Raw genomic sequence first — 18,689 nt, 5'->3', positions numbered from 1 at the left:
GCGCGCTCCGTACGCTGGAACGTCGGTGCGCCCCAGCGAGCGCGCCGTTCTCACGTGTCCGCCGCCCCCCGGGGGCGTGCTGGGACACGTCCCGAACGAGAGAGAGCAGCAACGTGGTGTACGCGATCGTCAAGGCCGGTGGCCGGCAGGAGAAGGTGTCCGTGGGCGACGTCGTCGTCGTCGACAGGCTGTCCGCGGCCGCCGGTGAGACCGTTCAGCTCCCCGCCCTGCTCCTCGTGGACGGCGAGAAGGTGACCTCCGACGCCCAGGCCCTGGCCAAGGTCTCGGTCACCGCGGAGGTCGTGCGGGACGAGAGGGGCCCGAAGATCGACATCCTGCGCTACAAGAACAAGACCGGCTACCGCCGCCGTCAGGGGCACCGTCAGGCGCTCACCCGGCTCAAGGTCACCGGGATCCAGTGACCCGTCGCGGCGCTTGCCGCGGGTCCACCACCCCGTCACACGGACACAGGAGAGGTCATGGCTCACAAGAAGGGCGCGAGCTCCTCGCGCAACGGGCGCGACTCGAACGCCCAGCGCCTGGGCGTCAAGCGCTTCGGCGGCCAGCAGGTCAACGCCGGCGAGATCCTGGTCCGCCAGCGCGGCACCCACTTCCACGCCGGTGACAACGTGGGTCGAGGCGGCGACGACACGCTCTTCGCCCTCGCGGCCGGCGCCGTGCAGTTCGGCGTGCGGCGCGGGCGCAAGGTGGTCGACGTCGTGGCGGCCGACTGACGCACACGTGACCCAGGGGCGCACCGCTGCGGTGCGCCCCTTCGTCATTCTCCGGGCCGCACGGTGCGTGCCCGTTCTCCTCGGAAGGACGTCCCATGGCCAGCTTCGTCGACCGCGTGGTACTGCACGCCCGCGGTGGTGACGGCGGTCACGGCTGCGCGTCGATCCGCCGGGAGAAGTTCAAGCCCCTCGCCGGGCCGGACGGCGGCTCCGGCGGCCACGGCGGCGACGTCGTGCTCGTGGTGGACCCGCAGGTCACCACGCTCCTGGACCTGCACCACGCACCGCACCGCCGGGCGGCCTCGGGGACCGCGGGCATGGGCGACGACCGGCACGGGGCGAACGGGGCCGACCTCGTCGTCCCGGTACCGGACGGAACCGTGGTCTCCACCCCGGACGGCGAGGTCCTCGCCGACCTGCTCGGCGCCGGCGCCCGCTACGTGGTGGCCGCGGGCGGCCGGGGCGGCCTGGGTAACGCAGCCCTGGCGTCGCCGCGGCGCAAGGCGCCCGGGTTCGCGCTGCTCGGCGAACCCGGCGACGGGGTGGACGTCGTCCTGGAGCTGAAGTCGATCGCCGACGTGGCGCTGGTCGGCTACCCGAGCGCCGGCAAGTCCAGCCTCGTGTCCGCGGTCTCCGCGGCGAAGCCGAAGATCGCGGACTACCCGTTCACGACCCTCGTGCCGCACCTCGGGGTCGTGCAGGCCGGGGGCTCTCGCTTCACGGTGGCCGACGTGCCGGGCCTGATCCCCGGTGCGAGCCAGGGCAAGGGTCTGGGCCTGGAGTTCCTGCGGCACATCGAGCGCTGTGCCGTGATCGCGCACGTCCTGGACTGCGCCACCCTCGAACCGAACCGGGATCCGATCAGCGACCTCGACGTGCTCCTCGGCGAGCTCACCGCCTACTCCGCCGAGCTGGTGGACCCCTCCGACGTGCCGCTGACCGAGCGTCCCGCCGTCGTGGTGCTCAACAAGGTCGACATCCCCGAGGCCCGCGAGCTCGCCGAGCTGGTGCGCCCGGAGCTGGAGGCCAGGGGACTGCGGGTGTTCGAGGTGTCGACCGCGTCGCACGAGGGCCTGCGAGCGCTGACGTTCGCCCTCGCCGCCATGGTGGACGAGGCGCGCGCCGCCGCGCCGGTGCCGGCCGAGCGCGTGGTGCTGCACCCAGCGGCCGTGGACGAGACGCCGTTCACGGTGCGCCGTGAGCACGACGGGGTGCACGAGTGGTTCGTGGTCCGTGGTCGCAAGCCCGAGCGCTGGGTGCGCCAGACGGACTTCACCAACGACGAGGCGGTCGGCTTCCTGGCCGACCGGCTGGCCCGGCTCGGCGTCGAGGAGGAGCTGTTCGCGGCCGGAGCCACGCCGGGTGCCGAGGTCGTCATCGGTGACGGTGACGACGCGGTCGTGTTCGACTGGGAGCCCACCTTGATGACGGGCGCCGAGCTGCTCGGCGCGCGGGGCACGGACGCCCGGCTCGAGGACCAGCACCGCCCGACCCGGGCGGAGAAGCGCCGTGAGCACCACGACCGGATGGACGCGAAGGCCGAGGCCCGCGCCGAGCTCCAGACCGAGCGGAGCCAGGGCCGGTGGACCACCCCTGGCCCCTAGCATGGCCCGGTGATCAGCCAGCAGGCCCGGGCATGACCGGGAGGCACGACGGCTCGGGGAGCCGCTTGGGCGTCGACGTGGGCGGGACGTTCACCGACGTCGTCGTGGTGGCGCCGGACGGTCGGGTCCGGATCGACAAGGTCCCCTCCACCCCGCGCGACCAGTCCGACGGCGTGCTGGCCGGTTGGCGCGCCCTCGGGCTCGACCCGGCCGCGCTCGCCGCCTTCGCGCACGGCACCACCGTGGCGACCAATGCGCTGCTCGAGCGGCGCGGCGGGCGCACCGCTTTGGTGACCACGGAAGGCTTCCGCGACCTCCTGGAGATCGGCCGCCAGGACCGTGCGTCGCTGTACGACCTCACCCGGCACCGCCCGGCGCCGCTCGTGCCACGGGACCTGCGGTTCGTGGTGCGGGAGCGGATGTCCCCGGACGGCGTCGTCGTGCCGCTCGATCCGGCGAGCCTGGCCCGCGCGGTGGACGCGGTCGCCGGCGCGGGCGTCGATGCCGTCGCGGTGTGCCTGCTGTTCGGGTTCCTGCACCCCGAGCACGAGCGCGCGGTAGGCGAGGCGGTGCGTCGCCGGCTGCCGCACGTGGCCGTCTCGCTGTCCCACGAGGTGCTGCCCGAGTTCCGCGAGTACGAGCGGATGTCGACCACCGTCGCCGACGCCTACCTGCGTCCGCGGATGGCCGCCTACCTGGAGCGTCTCGCCGCCCGGGCGGCAGACGCGGGCCTCCCGGCGCCGACCGTCATGCAGTCATCAGGGGGCGTGCTCGACGTCGCGGTCGCGGCGCGCCATCCCGCCCGTTTCGTGCTCTCCGGGCCGGCCGGCGGCGTCGTCGGCGCGTCCCACGTGGCCGGTCTGTCCGGATACCCGGACGTGCTGACCTTCGACATGGGCGGCACCAGCACGGACGTCGCGCCGGTGGTCGGCGGGCAGGTCCAGCTGACCACCGAGGCGGTGGTCGCGGGCGTGCCGCTGCGGTTGCCGATGGTTGACGTGCACACCGTCAGTGCCGGCGGCGGGTCCGTCGCCTGGGTCGACGAGGGCGGTGCGCTGCGGGTCGGTCCGCACTCGGCCGGTGCGGACCCCGGCCCGGTGGCCTACGGGCTGGGCGGCACGGAGCCGACGGTGACCGACGCGAACCTCGTGCTCGGTGCTCTGCCGGACGGCGCCCGGCTCGGCGGCGACATCGTGCTCCGTCGGGGCGCGGCGGAGCGGGCCCTGGCCGCCCTGGGCGCCCGACTCGGACTGGATGCCCGGCAGACGGCCCTCGGTGTGGTCCGGGTCGCGGACACGGAGATGGTGCGGGCTCTGCGCGTGATCAGCGTCGAGCGGGGGCTCGACCCCCGCGACTTCGCCCTCGTGGCGTTCGGCGGCGCGGGCGGCCTGCACGCCTGCGCGCTCGCCGAGCAGCTGGGCTCCTCGACCGTGCTGGTACCGCGCGCCGCCGGCGTGCTGTCCGCACTCGGCCTCGCGATCTCCGAGGTCCGCCACGACCACGTCGCCACGGTCGCCGGACGCCACGACGCCGACCTCGAGGCGATGTTCGGTGAGCTGGAAGACCGCGCTGGCGCTGCGCTGCCCGGTGCGACGCTCGCCCGGCAGGCGGACCTGCGCTACGCAGGGCAGTCCTTCGAGCTGACCGTTCCCGGCGCCACGCGCGCCGCGCTCGTCGAGGCGTTCGGGGACGCGCACGAGCGTCGCTACGGGCACCGCATCGACGACGAGCCCGTCGAGGTGGTCAACGTCCGCGTGGTGGCCACGCGTGCGGGCGCCGTGCCCGACCTGCGCGGCAGCGAGCGTCCCGCGGCCGCGCACGGCTCGCGGGTGGGGCACCGACGCCTGCTGCTGGACACCGGCGAGACGACCGCATCCGTGCACGACCGGACCCGGATGGCCCCAGGCAGCACGGTCGCCGGACCGGCCGTGGTCCAGATGCCGGAGTCCACCTGCGTGGTGCGGCCGGGATGGTCCGGGCGCGTGGACGAGGTCGGCACGCTGGTGCTGCGGCGCGAGGAGGCGCGATGAGCCTGGACCCGATCACCCTGTCGGTGCTGCGCAGCGCGCTCGCCGGGATCGCGGAGGAGATGGGCACGGTGCTGGTGCGCAGCGCCTACTCCTCGAACATCAAGGAGCGCCGGGACTGCTCGGCCGCCCTGTTCGACGCCGACGCCCGGATGGTCGCCCAGGCCGAGCACATCCCGGTGCACCTGGGGGCCATGCCCGAGTCGGTGGCGGCGGTGCGTGCGCGCGGGGCACGGCCGGGGGAGACGTGGATCCTCAACGATCCCTACACGGGCGGGACGCACCTGCCCGACGTCACGCTCGTGACGCCCGTCGGTGTGGACGGCGCGGTGGTCGGCTACGCGGTCACCCGGGCGCATCACTCGGACGTCGGCGGCATGGCACCGGGGTCGATGCCCGCCGGGTCACGGGACCTGTGGCAGGAGGGCCTGGTCATCCCGCCGCTGCGGATGACGGACGAGGTGCTGGAGCTGGTGTGCGCGAACTCGCGCACGCCCCGCCTGCGGCGCGGGGACTTCCGCGCGCAGGCTGCCGCGAACCGGGTCGGCGGCCTGCGCGTCGTGGAGCTCGCGGAGCGGGTCGGCCTGGCCACGCTGCTCGCGGGGTTCGACGAGGTGATCGCCTACGCCGAGCGTCGAACGCGCGAGGCGCTGCGCGCTCTGCCGGACGGCACCTACCGCGCGCGGACCGAGCTCGAGGGTGACGGCGTCACCGATGAGGACATCCCGATCCAGGTGGCCGTGACCATCCACGGTGACAGCGCGACGATCGACCTGACCGGCACCTCCGACGCGGTCGCGGGCAACGTGAACTGTCCTGTCGCGGTGACGCGTTCGGCGTGCTTCTTCGCCCTGCGCGTGCTGCTGCCCGAGGACGTGCCCGCGTGCGCGGGGACGTACGCGCCGCTGGACATCCGGGCCCCGGAGGGGTCCCTGGTCAACGCCCGTCCGCCGCACGCCGTGGTCGCCGGGAACGTGGAGACCAGCCAGCGGGTCGCCGATGCTGTGCTCGCGGCGTTCGCGCAGGTGGCCGACGTGCCCGCGTCGGGTACCGGGACGATGAACAACACCGTGATCGGGGGTGAGGGCTGGACCTACTACGAGACCGTCGCGGGCGGCCAGGGCGCCTCACGCGTGGGCCCGGGACCCTCCGGGGTGCACGTCGGGATGACGAACACGCTGAACACGCCCATCGAGGCCCTCGAGCTGGAGTACCCGATGCGCGTCGAGCGGTACGAGCTTGCGGACGGCTCTGGCGGACCGGGTGCGCACCGCGGCGGCGACGGCGTGGTCCGCGCGATCCGGGTGCTCCAGGACGCCAGCGTGAACCTGCTCACCGACCGGCGCCGGCACGCGCCGCCCGGTCTGGCCGGCGGGGCTCCGGGGGCCGTCGGGCGCAACCTCCTCGAGACCGCCGACGCGACACACGAGCTGGAGCCCAAGGTCGCTCGCCGGGTGTCCGCCGGCGACGTGGTCACGCTCGTGACACCCGGCGGCGGCGGTTGGGGCGAACCCGGTCGGGAGCCGGGGCGGCCGGCGGGCGCCGGCTAGCGTCGCGCGCCCGCGATGCGGTCGGCCACGACGCGCTCCGTGGCGTCGGCCAGGTCGGCCGGACCGTGCGCGAGGGCCTCAGCCAGGGGCCGCTCGGCGGGGCCGATGACGACGACGGGCCCGAGGGCGTCCCGCGCCTCCTGCCAGCCCGGCCCGAGACTGCCCGTCAGGACCACCACCGGGACACCGGCCGCGCGCGCCACCGCGGCGACGCCGGCGGGCACCTTGCCCGAGGGCGTCTGCCCGTCCACCCGTCCTTCGCCGGTGAGCACCAGGTCGGCCCCGCGCACCGCCTCGGCGAGTCCGACAGCCTCGGCGACCAGCGTGGCGCCGGGTGCCAGGCGAGCCCCGGCCGCGAGGAAGGCGGCGCCGAGGCCACCGGCCGCACCGGCTCCCGGCAGACCGGCGACGTCGCGCCCACCCGCCCGGAGCGCGCGCGCCAGGTGCTCCAGACGGCGGATCAGCACGGCGACCGCAGCCGGGTCGGCGCCCTTCTGCGGCGCGAATACGGCAGCCGCTCCGCGCGGGCCGGTCAGCGGGTTGTCGACGTCCACGGCGACCTCGACCCGGCCCAGGCGCGGGTCGAGACCGGTGAGGTCGAGCCCGGCCAGGTCTGCCCAGTCGCACCGCACGGGACGCACGGGCAGGGCCCGCGCGCCCAGCCCGAGGAGCATCCCGAGGCCGCCGTCGGTCGTGGCCGAGCCGCCCAGACCCACGAGGACGCGCTGCGCCCCGGCCTCCCATGCCCCGCGCAGCAGGTCGGCGACGCCCGTGCTGGACGCCGCCAGTGCGTCGCGCTCGGTCGGAGCGATCAGGTCCAGGCCCACGGCCTGGGCCACCTCCACCACGGCGAGCCGCTCGCGGGCGACCCAGCCGATCCGCCCGCGACGCGCGCGTCCCAGCGCGTCGACCGTCTCGACCTCGCGCAGCACCCCGCCGAGCGCGTCGCTCACCGTGCGGGCCGTGCCCTCGCCGCCGTCTGCCATCGGGACGAGCGTGACGTGGGCGTCGGGGGCTGCGCGTCGCACGCCCGTGGCCATGGCACGCACCGCCTCGCGTGCACTCATCGACTCCTTGAAGGAGTCGGGCGCGAGGACGATCTTCACGACACCCAGCCTGGCATGCCGGCGCCGGGCCTCGGCCCACTCCCACGCCGCGGACATCCCGGCGTCGTCCGTGCGCGGCGCGGCACAATGCCAGGCGTGACGCGAGAGACCTTGGCCGACGCCCACCGCGTGGTGGTCAAGGTCGGCTCGTCCTCGCTCACCGGTGACGACGGACGGCTCGACGTGGATGCGCTGCGCGCGTTGTCGGACGTCCTCGCGGCGCGGCGGGCCGCCGGCCGCCAGGTGGTGCTGGTGAGCTCGGGTGCGATCGCCGCGGGGCTCGGGCCGCTCGGCATGACCGGCCGTCCGCGGGACCTCGCCACGGCGCAGGCCGCCGCGAGCGTGGGTCAGGGCCTGCTCATGGCTCGCTACACGGAGGCGTTCGCCAGGCGCGGTCAGCGGGTGGGCCAGGTGCTGCTCACGGTCGAGGACGTCATGCGCCGGGCGCAGTACCGCAACGCGCTGCGCACGCTGGACCGGCTGCTGGACCTGGACATCATGCCGATCGTCAACGAGAACGACACCACGGCCACCCACGAGATCCGGTTCGGTGACAACGACCGCCTGGCCGCGATCGTGTCCCACCTCACGAGGGCCGACGCGCTCGTGCTGCTCTCGGACGTCGACGCGCTCTACACCGCGCCGCCGGGCGTGGCCGGGGCACGCCGGATCGACCGGGTGACCGGCCCGCAGGACCTGGCCGAGGTGCGCATCGGTGGCGCGGGTAGCCGGGTCGGCACAGGCGGCATGGCGACGAAGCTGGACGCCGCGGCGATCGCGACCGGTTCGGGCATCCCCGTGATGCTCACGTCGGCCGCCAACGTCGCCGAAGCGCTCGATGGTGCGCCGGTCGGCACGTGGTTCGCGGCAACCGGCAGCCGCAAGAACGCCCGCCGGCTGTGGCTCGCCCACGCGGCACGGCCCAACGGGCGCGTGGTGCTCGACGACGGCGCGGTGCGCGCGATCACCGTCGGCAAGAAGTCGCTCCTCGCGGCCGGCATCACCGGGGTCGAGGGCGAGTTCGACGTCGGTGACGTCGTCGAGCTGGTCTCGACCGACGGCCTCGTGGTGGCCCGTGGGTTGGTCGCGTACTCCTCGGCGGAGCTTCCGCCGCTGCTGGGCAAGTCCTCCGCCGCGCTGCGTGACGAGATCGGCCACGACCGGGAGGTCGTGCACCGCGACCACCTGGCCGTGGTCCGCCACCGACGCTGAGCGCCGACCGGCTGCTGGGCGCCGCCGCCGCACGCCCGCGGGCGCTGTCTACCCTGGGCCCATGAGCGCAGCGACGGCTCCCCAGCCCATCGATGTCGAGGAGGCGGTGCGCGAGACCGCGCGCCGGGCCAGGCTCGCGGGCCGAGCGCTCGCCACCGCGACCAGGGCCACCAAGGACGCGGCGCTGCACGCGATGGCCGACGCGCTCGTGGTCGCGGCCCCCAGGGTCGTGGCGGCCAACGCCCGCGACCTCGCGGCCGGTCGCACCGCAGGGATGTCGCCGGGGCTGCTGGACAGGCTCGCGCTGACCGAGGAACGCATCGGCTCGATCGCCGGCGCCCTGCGTGAGCTCGCCGCGCTGCCCGACCCGGTGGGCGAGGTGGTCCGCGGGTCGACGCTGCCCAACGGGATCCGGCTGCGGCAGGTGCGCGTGCCGATGGGTGTGGTCGGGATGATCTACGAGGCGCGTCCCAACGTCACCGTCGACGCCGCCGGACTGGCGCTCAAGAGCGGCAACGCCGCGATCCTGCGCGGTGGCTCGGCGGCACTGCACTCGAACACGGTGATCGTCGAGGTGCTGCGCGAGGCGCTGACCGGCGCAGGCCTGCCCGCGAACGCGGTGCAGTCGATCGACGAGCACGGCCGGGCGGGTGCTGTGGCCCTGATGCACGCCCGGGGCCTGGTCGACCTGCTCGTCCCGCGCGGGGGGGCCGACCTCATCCAGACCGTGGTGCGTGAGGCATCGGTACCGGTGGTCGAGACGGGGGTCGGCAACTGCCACGTGTACGTCGACGCGAGCGCGGACCCGGCGATGGCGCTGTCGATCGTGATGAACTCCAAGACGCAGCGCGTCGGGGTCTGCAACGCCGCCGAGACCCTGTTGGTGCATGCGGACGCGGCGCCGGGCTTCCTGCCGGCCGCGCTCGCCGCGCTGCACGAGGCCGAGGTGGTGCTGCACGTGGATGACCGCACTGCTGCGCTGGCCGGCGACGTGCCCACCCTGCCGGCCACCGACGAGGACTGGGCGACGGAGTACCTGTCCTTGGACCTCGCGGTGCGGGTGGTCGACGACCTGGACACGGCGATCGAGCACATCCTTCGGTGGTCGTCGGGGCACACCGAGGCGATCGTGACGTCCGACCTGGCGGCCGAGCACCGGTTCACCACGGAGCTGGACAGCGCCGTCATCGCGGTGAATGCCTCCACCCGGTTCACCGACGGCGGGCAGTTCGGCCTCGGTGCCGAGATCGGGATCTCCACGCAGAAGATGCACGCCCGCGGGCCGATGGGGCTGACCGAGCTCACCACGACGACCTGGCACGTGCGCGGCGACGGGCACGTGCGGCACTGATCGCTCGTCCGGGGGACAATGCCGCAGTCGGGTGCCGGTGTGGCCGGCACCCTCGGCGGGCATGAGAGACTGAGGAGTTGTCGTGCCCGCTCCCAAGGTCCCCGCTTGTTCAGGAGGTCGACGTGCACCCGGTTCTGTTCACCGCCGTCTCGTCCGAGGTGGCGTCGGGAAGCCCGACGCTCACGCCGTTGCAGTACGGCTTGAGCGCGTTCGGGATCCTGGTGCTCCTCCTGCTGCTGACCTTCGCCTTCCGGCACACGGGTCACCGGCACTGAACGACGACCGACCGCGACGGAGCTGCGGAGACACGATCGGATGACGACGGGACGGCCCAGGCTGGGCGTGATGGGGGGCACGTTCGACCCTGTGCACCATGGCCACCTGGTCGCCGCGAGCGAGGTGGCCGCCCGGCTGGGGCTGGACGAGGTCGTGTTCGTGCCGACGGGGCGGCCCTCCCTCAAGGAGCACGCCGTGGTCACCGAGCCGGAGCACCGCTACCTGATGACGGTGATCGCCACCGCAGCCAACCCACGGTTCACGGTGAGCCGGGTGGACATCGACCGCCCCGGGACGACATACACCGTCGACACCTTGGCGGACCTGCGGGCCGAGCGCCCGGAAGCCGATCTGTACTTCATCACGGGCGCGGACGCGATCGCGAAGATCGCGGCGTGGAAGGATGTCGACAGGCTGTGGGACATGGCGCAGTTCGTCGCGGTCACACGGCCCGGCCACCGGCTGTCCTTGGACGATGTGCCCCCCGGCGCAGTCACCGAGGTCGAGGTCCCCGCGCTGTCGATCTCGTCGACGGACTGCCGCCGTCGTGCCGCGGCGGGCGAGCCCGTCTGGTACCTCGTCCCGGACGGCGTGGTCCAGTACATCGCCAAGCACGGCCTGTATCGAGGTCAGGATGACTGAGCAGTTCCCCGCGGAGTGGGGTGAGCGCCGACGGCGGCGCGAGGAGGAGCGCCTGCGGCGTGCCGCTGAGGCGGCAGCCGCGTCCGGCGACGGCCAGACGCGCCCTGAGGCAGAGCGGCCGGCCGACCGTGCCACACCGGTCGAGCCGCCGAGGCTCTCGCGGCGCGAGCTGCGGCAACGCGCGGCCGAGCGGGAGGCCTCGTCCGTCGGACCCACGCACGGCTCCGTTGACGGGGACCGGGACGAGGCACCCCGCGAACCCGCGGAGCGCGATCAGGGTCGCGAGCCGGAGCAGGGGGGGCGTCGCGAGGCGGAGCCCGACGTCAGCTGGTCGGCCAGCACGCGTCAGGACGGGCCGACCACGCGCACGCCGCGGGTCAACGTGGCCCCGGCCCCCCGTGCGACCACGCAGGTGGAGCACCGGCCGATCAGCAGGCGTCAGCTCCGCGCGTCGACGGACACCGGCCCGCAGGTGGGGTTCACTCCACCGCCGGGTACCGGCGGCGTACGCAGGATCGGTCCGGACGGACAGCTCTCCGAGGTCGAGCCGCCCACGTCTGAGCTTCCTTCTGCCCAGGAGCGGTCCGCGGCGCTGAGGGCGCAGGCGGACCGCGCCCGGGGCGAGCGGGAACAGGTGGCGCAGGAGCGCGTGCGCGCGGCCCAGCAGCGCGCGGCCCGCGAGCGTGTGGAGCGGGAGCGTTCCGAGGAGGCGCGCGGGCGCGCTGCACAGGAGGTTGAGCGGCGGGCGCGCGAGGAGGCTGAGCGCGCCGCGCGTGCGGAGGCTGAGCGGCGGGAGCGCGAGGAGGCTGAGCTTCGCGAACGTGCGGAGGCTGAGCGCGCCGCGCGTGCGGAGGCTGAGCGGCGGGAGCGCGAGGAGGCTGAGCTTCGCGAACGCGAGGAGGCCGACCGTCGCGCGCGTACGGAGGCTGAGCACGGTGCACGGCCCCGCGAGGCGGAGGCGGCCGAGCGGCGTGCCCGCGAGCGCGGAGCCGCCGCAGCCCGGATGATCAGCCGGCCGCACGGCACGGACGTTGCTGCCGCGGTCACCGTCGGCACCGTGTCCCATGAGCCGCCGGCCGAAGCCCTTCCCGACGCCGAACGGCTCCGCGAGGCGGTCGAGCAGCTGGCGCACCTGCGCGCCGATCGGGTGGCCCACGAGAAGGAGGCGCGCGACCGGATCCTCGCCGCGGAACGGGAGCACACGCGCGTGGCCCTGTCGTCGTCCGACGAGCGCGCGCCCGGTGCCGTCGGCATCGTTGGGGACGCGGACGGGCGCTCGGAGGGGCAGCCCGTCGTGCCGCTCTGGCCGGCGATCCCCGACACGACCGACGGTCAGCCGGCCGTGCCGGTGGTGCGCATGCGCAGGGGGTTCGGTGACGAGGCCGAGCTGGACGCCGAGGACCCGCCGGAGCCCGAGGACGAGGAGTGGCACGCCCGCCCGTACTCATGGGTGCACTGGGTGGCGCTGATCGCCGTGGCGTTCGTGCTCGGGATGCTCATCATCATGGTGATCACGCGGGACGGTAGCGCCGCACCCAACGGAGCGGCGGCCGCGTCATGGGTGGGAGCCGTTCTCCCGCCGGGAGTCCCGTGACGGCCTCGGAGCGTGCCGTCGAGGTGGCGTTCGCGGCCGCGCGTGCGGCCTCCGCGCGCAAGGCGGCAGAGATCATCGCCCTCGACGTCAGTGAGCGGCTGGTGCTCAGCGACGTCTTCCTCATCGCGTCCGGCACCAATGAGCGCCAGGTCGGAGCGATCGTCGAGGCGGTCGAGGAGTCGCTGCACGGGCTCGGGGTCACGGAGGTGCGGCGCGAGGGGGTGCGGGAGGGGCGCTGGGCGCTCCTCGACTTCGGCGAGGTCGTGGTGCACGTCCAGCACGCCGAGGACCGCGTCTACTACGCGCTCGAGCGGCTCTGGGCGGACTGCCCCGTGCTCGAGCTCCCGGCCGACGCCCGCGGCGGCGACGGAGAGCGCCCGTGACGGCGCGCGCGGTGGTGCTGTGGCGGCACGGCCGGACGGCCTACAACGCCGAGGGACGCATGCAGGGTGGGATCGACATCCCCCTCGACGAGGTGGGCACCTGGCAGGCGGTGCAGGGCGCTCAGCATCTCGCACAGCGGCACCGGCCTGCCCGGATCGTGGCTTCGGACCTCGGCAGGGCGATGGCCACGGCTCAGGCGCTCGCCGACCTGGTCGGGGTGCCTTGCGAGACGGACGTCCGGCTGCGCGAACGATCGTTCGGCGACTGGGAAGGGCGCACGGCGAACGAGATCCGCGAGCGCTGGCCCGAGGAGTTCGCGGTCTGGCGCTCGGGCGGGGACCCGCGCCGCACCGGCGCGGAGACCCGTGCCGAGGTGGCGTCGCGTGTCGCCGCCGCCGTCGAGGAGCTGGCGACGTCGATGGACCCGGACACCACGCTGGTGGTCACGTCGCACGGGGCCGCGATCACGCTGGGCATCGCACGGCTGCTCGGCCTGGACGCCGGCTGGCGAGGGATCGCCGGGCTGCACAACGCGCACTGGTCGCTGCTGCGCCCGAGCGGTCGGAGGCCGGGAGCCTGGTATCTCGAGTCGCACAACCTGGGGCCGGCCGTCGCGATCGATGACTGGAACTCCGGCGTGCCAGGCGAGGTGCTGCCGTCCTCGACTGCCGACGCGCTGCGGGCCTGACCGCGCTATCGGGCCGGCCCGCCGGCGCGGATTGGCCCTGGCGGGCCGGCGTGTCCTAGACTTCAGGTCGCCCTCCGGGGCGACGGGGCTGTGGCGCAGCTGGTAGCGCACCTGCATGGCATGCAGGGGGTCAGGGGTTCGAGTCCCCTCAGCTCCACCGACCGAACCGAACGTACCGGTCTAAGGCCACGTCGGGATCCTGAGCCCAGGAGCCGCACGTGGCCTTGGGGCGTCTTGTGGATGGACACAGACCCTGCGCAGGTCGCGCTGTGACGCCCACGGGGCGACCGCGGCGCGACCGCCGGCGCTGCGCGGACCTCTCGGGGACCGTCAGCGGAGCGCGAGGGCGGCGAGGGACACCGCCAGCAGTGCGGCGACCGCGCTGATCGGGACCCAGTACCAGGCGACGCGCTTCGTGTCGTGCGTCCGCTGGTCGGCAACGGTCTCGGGCTCGGTCCGGTTCGCCTCGGACGTCCGGTGGTTGGTGATCTCCGCGAGTCCGTGCGGCGCCTGGGGAGGCTCGAGCCCGAGGCGCAGGGCGATCCGCCGTGCGGACGCGGGTCGCATCGTCGGTTCCTTGGACAGGCACTCGGTGACGAGCTCCGACAGGTCGCCGGGCACCGTGGACGGGAGAGGGGGTGCGGGGTCCTTGACGTGCGCCAGCGCGGTGGCGATCGGCGTGCCGCCGTCGAACGGCTTGGCACCCGTCAGGGACTCGTGCGCGACCACGCCGAGGGCGTACACGTCGCTGGCAGGGGTCGCCTCGGCGCCCAGCGCTTGTTCGGGGCTGAGGTAGTAAGGCGTGCCCAGGATCTCCCCGGTGCGGGTCAGGGAGAGCCCGTGGACGGCTCTGGCGATGCCGAAGTCCGTGAGCTTCACCACACCGTCGTGGTCGACCAGGATGTTGGCCGGCTTGACGTCGCGGTGCACGATGCCGGCTTCGTGGGCCACGGCGAGGGCCAGCGCGGTCTGCCCGAGAACCGAGCGCGCCTCGTCGGGCGGCAGCGCCCCGTCGAGGCGTAGCAGCTCGGCCAGCGTGACGCCGCGCACGAGTTCCATCACCAGGAACGCGAGGCCATCGTGCTCGCCGTAGTCGAAGACGGCGGCGATGTTGACGTGCGAGAGCTTGCCGGCGTGGAGGGCCTCGTCCCTGAAGCGTCGGGCGAACGTCACCTCGTCCGCGGTGGACGGGTGCATGACCTTGATGGCGACGTCGCGCTGCAGGCGGGTGTCGAAGGCCTCCCAGACCTCTCCCATTCCACCGGCGGCGATGCGATCGGCGAGGAGGTACCTGGCGGCGAGGGTGAAGCCCCGCTCGAGCCTATGCATGCGATCCCTCCGAGGCCGCACCGCAGGCGCCGGAACTGCCGACACGCGAACCGGGCGGAGGGCGTTGGATCACCAACCTAGCTCGACGGCCGCGCGAGCGCGCTCCGAGACGGCGACGGCCCCGTCCGCACGGTCCGCCGACGCGTCACGGCGTGGGCGGCACCAGGACGAGCTTGCCGACGTGCTTCTTGGCGGCGAACGCCTGCTGGGCGGCCACGATGTCCGCCAGCGGGAACGTGCCGGCGACCAGCGGCCGGAGCTCGTGCGCCTCGACCGCGCGGATCAGCTCGCCGAAGACCGGCTCGTCCCAGGCCGTGGCGCCGATCAGTGTGAGGTCGTTGAGGTAGGCCGTGCGCAGGTCGAGCTGCACGACGGCCCCGGCGATCGCGCCCGACGTGGCGTACCGCCCGCCCCGACGGAGGACTCTGAGCACGTCCCCGAAGCCCGGGCCGCCGACGGTGTCCACGGCGACGTCCACCGCGCGCGCCCCAAGCGCCTCGCCCAGGTCCTCGTCGCGTGCCAGGACACGGTCCGCACCGATCGCGCGCACCGCGTCGGCCTTGGCCGCCGAGCACACCGCCACGACCGTCGCGCCGCGGCGCACCGCCAGCTGCACCGCTGCGGAGCCCACCCCGCCCGAAGCCCCGGTGATCAGCACCCGGTCGCCGGGCCCCACCGCGGCACGGTGCAGCAGGTTCTCCGCAGTGCCGTAGGCGCACGGCAACGAGGCGAGCTCGACATCGGTCCAGTCGCAGTCCACCGGGAACACCTCGCTGGCCGGCACCGCCACGTACTGCGCGAACGCGCCGTCCCGGTCGGACCCGAGCCACTGCGTGTCCAGGGAGCCGAAGCCGCGCGTTCGCATGCAGGGCCGTACCAGGACTCGTCGACCGGCCAGCTCGCCGGGGGTCTCCACGACCCCGCAGCAGTCGGTGCCCTGGATGAGCGGGAACGGGGTCGCGCCTCCCCACCCCCCGTCGGTTCGGGGACCGTCCGCCTCACCCGCGTCCTCGGTGGATCCGGAGACCGAGGACGAGTACCAGCCCACCCGAGTGTTGAGGTCGGTGTTGTTGACGCCGGCAGCGAGAACCCGCACCAGCAGCTCGTCGGCTCCGGGCGTCGGCACGGGCACCTCGCGGTACTCGAGCCGGTCGTATCCGCCCACCCCGGTGGTCACCACTGCGTGCATCGTCGCCATCCGACCAGTCTCCACCCCGCCGGCCACGCGCTCACCCGGGTGGTCGGCGGCGTGTCGGCTCCGTCGTGTCGGTGCCCCCGCCTACCGTCGGGGGTCATGAGGACGCAGACGCACCGGCACGTGTTCTTCGCCGACGCCGACGGTCCCGACGCGGGCGCCGAGTGGAGGTGTGAATGCGGCCTGGTGGCCGTCCGGGAGGGGAGCTCGCAGGACGACCGCCTCGTCGTCATCTCCGTTCCGGCACCGCGCGACGAGGACGCGCTCGCCGGCGATGTCGAGCCCCTGCTCGAGCGCGTACTGGAAGGTCTGGCGTCGGCCACCGCACCGCGACGTTCGGCCTGAGGGTCAACCCGATCCCAGGGCCTTGTTCGCTGAGGGCGAACGGGTCTGCGCGCTGGTAGCACACCGGCCGATGGGTGACGCTTGAGATGCGATGAAGGACGACGAGCTGCCCGACCAGGTACCGGAAGTGTCGCGACCCCCGCGGCGCCTCCGCCGTGCCCTGTCCTGGGCCGGGGTGGTCCTGATCGCGGTGCTGGGTGCTCTGGTCTTCGGCGTGACGACGGCGCAGGCCGACGGCACGCTGGGACCCCACCTCGCGCGGTACGAGATGACCGTCGACCACGAGATCACCGTCGACCTGGGCCCGCTCGGTACCGTCGTCATCGACTCGCCCCTGCCGGCCACGCTGGGCGCTCGTGTCGTGGTGGAGGAGATTCCCGCCGAGCTCACGACGTTGGACGGCCCCGCGACCCTGGACTCGCTGTCCGGTGACCTGCAGCGCTATGTGCAGTTCTTCACGGCCCCGCAGGCCACGATCGAGGCGGCGGCCCGTGCGTTGGCCCTTGACGCCGCACGCCGGGCGGCCATCGCGCTCCTGGCGGCTGCCGCGGCCGGGGAACTCGTGAGATGGCTGCTGGGTGCACGTCGGCGTGCGGAGCTGTGGGCGTCCGTACGACGGCACAGGGGACTGCTCGCCGGTGGCACCGCGCTCGCAGTGCTCGTGATCGGGACGGTCACCGCGAGCGGGCAGCGGCCGCCCTCTCCCGAGAGCGACGGGATCCCGTCCGCGGTGTTCAACGGCACGCCGCTCCAGGGCGCCAGGATCACCGGGCGCCTGGCGGGGCTGGTCGACACCTACGGCGCCCAGGCCATCCAGGCTTATCGGCAGAACGAGGCCTTCTACGCCACCGCTGCGGACAACGTCGAGAAGGCCTGGGACGCCAAGATGCAGCGCGAGCGGGCCGCCGCGGTGCTGATGCCGTCGCCACCGGGCCCCGCGAACACGATCACCGCGCTCGTGGTGAGCGACCTGCACTGCAACGTGGGGATGGCCGGGGTGATCACCAGGGTCGCCAGGCTGGCCGACGTCGACATGGTGCTCAATGCAGGTGACTCGACCGTGGACGGCACGGCGGTCGAGGCGTACTGCGTGCAGACCTTCGCCCACGCCGTTCCGTCCGGGGTCCCCTACGTGATCTCGGACGGCAACCACGACAGCGCCAAGACCGCGCAGGAGGAGCGCGCGGTGGGCGCCACGGTGCTGTCCGGCCGCGTCGTGACCGTCGACGGCATCCGCATCCTGGGGGACTCCGACCCCAACAAGACCCGGATCGGGGAGGGCACCAGCCTGGCGAGTGACGAGACTGCCAGCCAGGAGGGTCACCGGCTCGCGGACGTCGCCTGCGAGGACGGCGACGTCGACCTCCTGCTGATCCACACGCCGTGGGTCGGCGACGAGGCTCTCCAGCGCGGATGCGTGCCGGCCCAGATCTCCGGCCACCTGCACACCAGGTACGGCCCGACGCGGGTGGGCGCCGGTGTGCGCTACATCTCTTCGTCCACGGCCGGAGCGAAGCTCAACGAGCCGACGATCGGCCCTCTGAACGGCACGGCGGAGCTGACCGTGCTCACGTTCGACGCGGACACCCACCGCATCCTGTACCACCGTCTGGTCCAGGTCCGGCCGAGTGGGGAGGCCTTGGTGGGTCCCCGGCTCGCCTGGCCGAGCGGAGCACCTCCCGAGCCCCTGCCGCAGGCGCCGTCCGGGATCACGGTCCCGTTCTGAGCGACCGCGTGGGTCACCGGGCCGGTGCGCAGCGGGCCGCGGGCCCAGTGGGGCGGGCTACCCTGGGCGGCGGCCTTGGAACGACACCGCACGGCGAGGAGGATCGTGGAGCGTCACCGGCACGGACGACCCCGCGACTCCCGGCGCGGCCCGCGTCCGGCGGGGATCGGGCCCGAGCACCGCCGCCGGTGGGTCGTCGTCACGATCGTCGCCCTCGTGCTGGCGGTCGGAGCGGTCACGGGCGGCCCCTGGGTGTACGCCCGGGTGATGGACCAGCGGGCCCCCGGTCCGCTGACGCTGCCCTCGCAGACGGTCGACTCCGCGCTCGCCGCGAGCGGCCGGTTCGAGCTGAACGGCCGGTGGCTCGTGGCCCAGGGCTCTCAGGCGGGGTACCGGATCGGTGAGGTGCTCAACGGCTCCTCGGTCGAGGTCGTGGGGCGCACCGACAAGGTCAGCGGGACGGCCACGGTGAGTGGCAACGACCTCGCGTCCGCCTCGATCGAGGTGGAGGTGGGCTCGATCACCACCGACCAGTCGGCGCGCGACGTGTATTTCCGGCGCGCCCTGGACACGTCGACGTACCCGACGGCGACCTTCGAGCTCACCGAACCCGTCGACCTGTCGGGGCTGGCGGGTGGGAGCGGCCCGGTGACCGTGTCCGCGCCCGGGACCCTGACCATCGGAGCGGCGACGGTGGACGTGACGGCCGAGCTCGACGTCCGGCGTGCGGACGACGGCCTCGAGGTCGCCGGGAAGGTCCCGGTGACGCTCAGCGACCTGGACCTGACGGCGCCCGACCTCGGCTTCGTCACCGTGGAGCCGCAAGGCACCGTGGAGTTCCTCCTCCTGATGAGTCACTGACCTGGGCCGCGGGTCGCCCCCGTCCCGGCCCCCGCGACCGGGCGGTCCGGGCGCGGGGGGAGCGG

The 18,689-nt window shown here is 74.1% G+C and carries 18 protein-coding genes and 1 tRNA gene; 16 read left to right on the top strand and 3 right to left on the bottom strand.

What is annotated here, in order from left to right; translation table 11 throughout:
- Window positions 1-113 precede the first annotated feature (113 nt).
- From rplU to Q6348_RS13175, 5 genes are all read left to right on the top strand, one after another.
- Complete coding sequence (gene rplU, locus Q6348_RS13195) at window positions 114-422, top strand: 50S ribosomal protein L21 (RefSeq protein ID WP_304601739.1); 309 nt, start codon at window positions 114-116, stop codon at window positions 420-422.
- A gap of 57 nt (window positions 423-479) precedes the next feature.
- Complete coding sequence (gene rpmA, locus Q6348_RS13190) at window positions 480-734, top strand: 50S ribosomal protein L27 (protein ID WP_304601738.1); 255 nt, start codon at window positions 480-482, stop codon at window positions 732-734.
- A gap of 95 nt (window positions 735-829) precedes the next feature.
- A complete protein-coding gene (gene obgE / locus Q6348_RS13185; protein ID WP_304601737.1) occupies window positions 830-2,338 on the top strand; it encodes a GTPase ObgE in 1,509 nt (502 codons plus the stop codon).
- A 32-nt stretch (window positions 2,339-2,370) separates the two neighbouring features.
- Window positions 2,371-4,368, top strand: a complete 1,998-nt coding sequence (locus Q6348_RS13180; protein WP_304601736.1) for a hydantoinase/oxoprolinase family protein — start codon at window positions 2,371-2,373, stop codon at window positions 4,366-4,368.
- On the top strand, window positions 4,365-5,915 hold the full coding sequence (locus Q6348_RS13175; RefSeq protein ID WP_304601735.1) for a hydantoinase B/oxoprolinase family protein: 1,551 nt from the start codon (window positions 4,365-4,367) through the stop codon (window positions 5,913-5,915). Before Q6348_RS13180 ends, Q6348_RS13175 begins: the two co-directional genes overlap by 4 nt.
- Here Q6348_RS13175 and Q6348_RS13170 read toward each other — a convergent pair.
- Window positions 5,912-7,078 (bottom strand): glycerate kinase, encoded by a 1,167-nt coding sequence (locus tag Q6348_RS13170; RefSeq protein WP_304601734.1) that lies wholly within the window; start codon window positions 7,076-7,078, stop codon window positions 5,912-5,914. The genes Q6348_RS13175 and Q6348_RS13170 overlap by 4 nt on opposite strands.
- 30 nt (window positions 7,079-7,108) lie before the next feature.
- Between Q6348_RS13170 and proB the strand changes: the two genes are divergently transcribed.
- From proB to Q6348_RS13130, 8 genes are all read left to right on the top strand, one after another.
- The gene (proB, locus tag Q6348_RS13165; protein ID WP_304601733.1) at window positions 7,109-8,233 is read left to right on the top strand and encodes a glutamate 5-kinase; all 1,125 of its coding nucleotides are present in this window, start codon (window positions 7,109-7,111) and stop codon (window positions 8,231-8,233) included.
- 61 nt (window positions 8,234-8,294) lie between these two features.
- A complete protein-coding gene (locus tag Q6348_RS13160) occupies window positions 8,295-9,584 on the top strand; it encodes a glutamate-5-semialdehyde dehydrogenase (protein ID WP_304601732.1) in 1,290 nt (429 codons plus the stop codon).
- Between the two features lie 122 nt (window positions 9,585-9,706).
- Entirely contained in the window at window positions 9,707-9,859 is a 153-nt protein-coding gene (locus tag Q6348_RS13155) for a hypothetical protein (protein ID WP_304601731.1), read from the top strand.
- A gap of 40 nt (window positions 9,860-9,899) precedes the next feature.
- A complete protein-coding gene (nadD, locus tag Q6348_RS13150) occupies window positions 9,900-10,502 on the top strand; it encodes a nicotinate-nucleotide adenylyltransferase (RefSeq protein ID WP_304601730.1) in 603 nt (200 codons plus the stop codon).
- On the top strand, window positions 10,495-12,096 hold the full coding sequence (locus Q6348_RS13145) for a hypothetical protein (RefSeq protein ID WP_304601729.1): 1,602 nt from the start codon (window positions 10,495-10,497) through the stop codon (window positions 12,094-12,096). Before nadD ends, Q6348_RS13145 begins: the two co-directional genes overlap by 8 nt.
- Complete coding sequence (gene rsfS, locus Q6348_RS13140; protein ID WP_304601728.1) at window positions 12,093-12,479, top strand: ribosome silencing factor; 387 nt, start codon at window positions 12,093-12,095, stop codon at window positions 12,477-12,479. The genes Q6348_RS13145 and rsfS overlap by 4 nt, the downstream gene beginning before the upstream one ends.
- Window positions 12,476-13,168, top strand: coding sequence for a histidine phosphatase family protein (locus Q6348_RS13135; RefSeq protein WP_304601727.1), 693 nt, complete (start codon window positions 12,476-12,478; stop codon window positions 13,166-13,168). The genes rsfS and Q6348_RS13135 overlap by 4 nt, the downstream gene beginning before the upstream one ends.
- Window positions 13,169-13,252: 84 nt before the next feature.
- Window positions 13,253-13,325, top strand: a tRNA-Ala gene (locus tag Q6348_RS13130).
- A 173-nt stretch (window positions 13,326-13,498) separates the two neighbouring features.
- On the opposite strand, the gene Q6348_RS13125 is transcribed toward Q6348_RS13130, so the two are convergent.
- Complete coding sequence (locus Q6348_RS13125) at window positions 13,499-14,497, bottom strand: serine/threonine-protein kinase (protein WP_304601726.1); 999 nt, start codon at window positions 14,495-14,497, stop codon at window positions 13,499-13,501.
- A gap of 145 nt (window positions 14,498-14,642) precedes the next feature.
- Window positions 14,643-15,695, bottom strand: coding sequence for a zinc-binding dehydrogenase (locus Q6348_RS13120; protein WP_304601725.1), 1,053 nt, complete (start codon window positions 15,693-15,695; stop codon window positions 14,643-14,645).
- A 96-nt stretch (window positions 15,696-15,791) separates the two neighbouring features.
- Here Q6348_RS13120 and Q6348_RS13115 point away from each other — a divergent pair, with 96 nt between their 5' ends.
- The 3 genes from Q6348_RS13115 (at window position 15,792) to Q6348_RS13105 (ending at window position 18,624) form a co-directional block, all read left to right on the top strand.
- Window positions 15,792-16,037 carry a hypothetical protein gene (locus Q6348_RS13115; protein ID WP_304601724.1) on the top strand — a complete coding sequence of 82 codons (246 nt, stop codon included), beginning with the start codon at window positions 15,792-15,794 and terminating at the stop codon, window positions 16,035-16,037.
- Window positions 16,038-16,128: 91 nt separating this feature from the next.
- Entirely contained in the window at window positions 16,129-17,763 is a 1,635-nt protein-coding gene (locus tag Q6348_RS13110) for a metallophosphoesterase family protein (RefSeq protein ID WP_304601723.1), read from the top strand.
- Window positions 17,764-17,868: 105 nt separating this feature from the next.
- The gene (locus Q6348_RS13105) at window positions 17,869-18,624 is read left to right on the top strand and encodes a YceI family protein (RefSeq protein WP_304601722.1); all 756 of its coding nucleotides are present in this window, start codon (window positions 17,869-17,871) and stop codon (window positions 18,622-18,624) included.
- Window positions 18,625-18,689 lie beyond the last annotated feature (65 nt).

The organism is Actinotalea lenta, from assembly GCF_030586465.1.
Taxonomy (GTDB): Bacteria; Actinomycetota; Actinomycetes; order Actinomycetales; family Cellulomonadaceae; genus Actinotalea; species Actinotalea lenta.
This window is presented reverse-complemented; position numbering and strand designations above follow the sequence as displayed.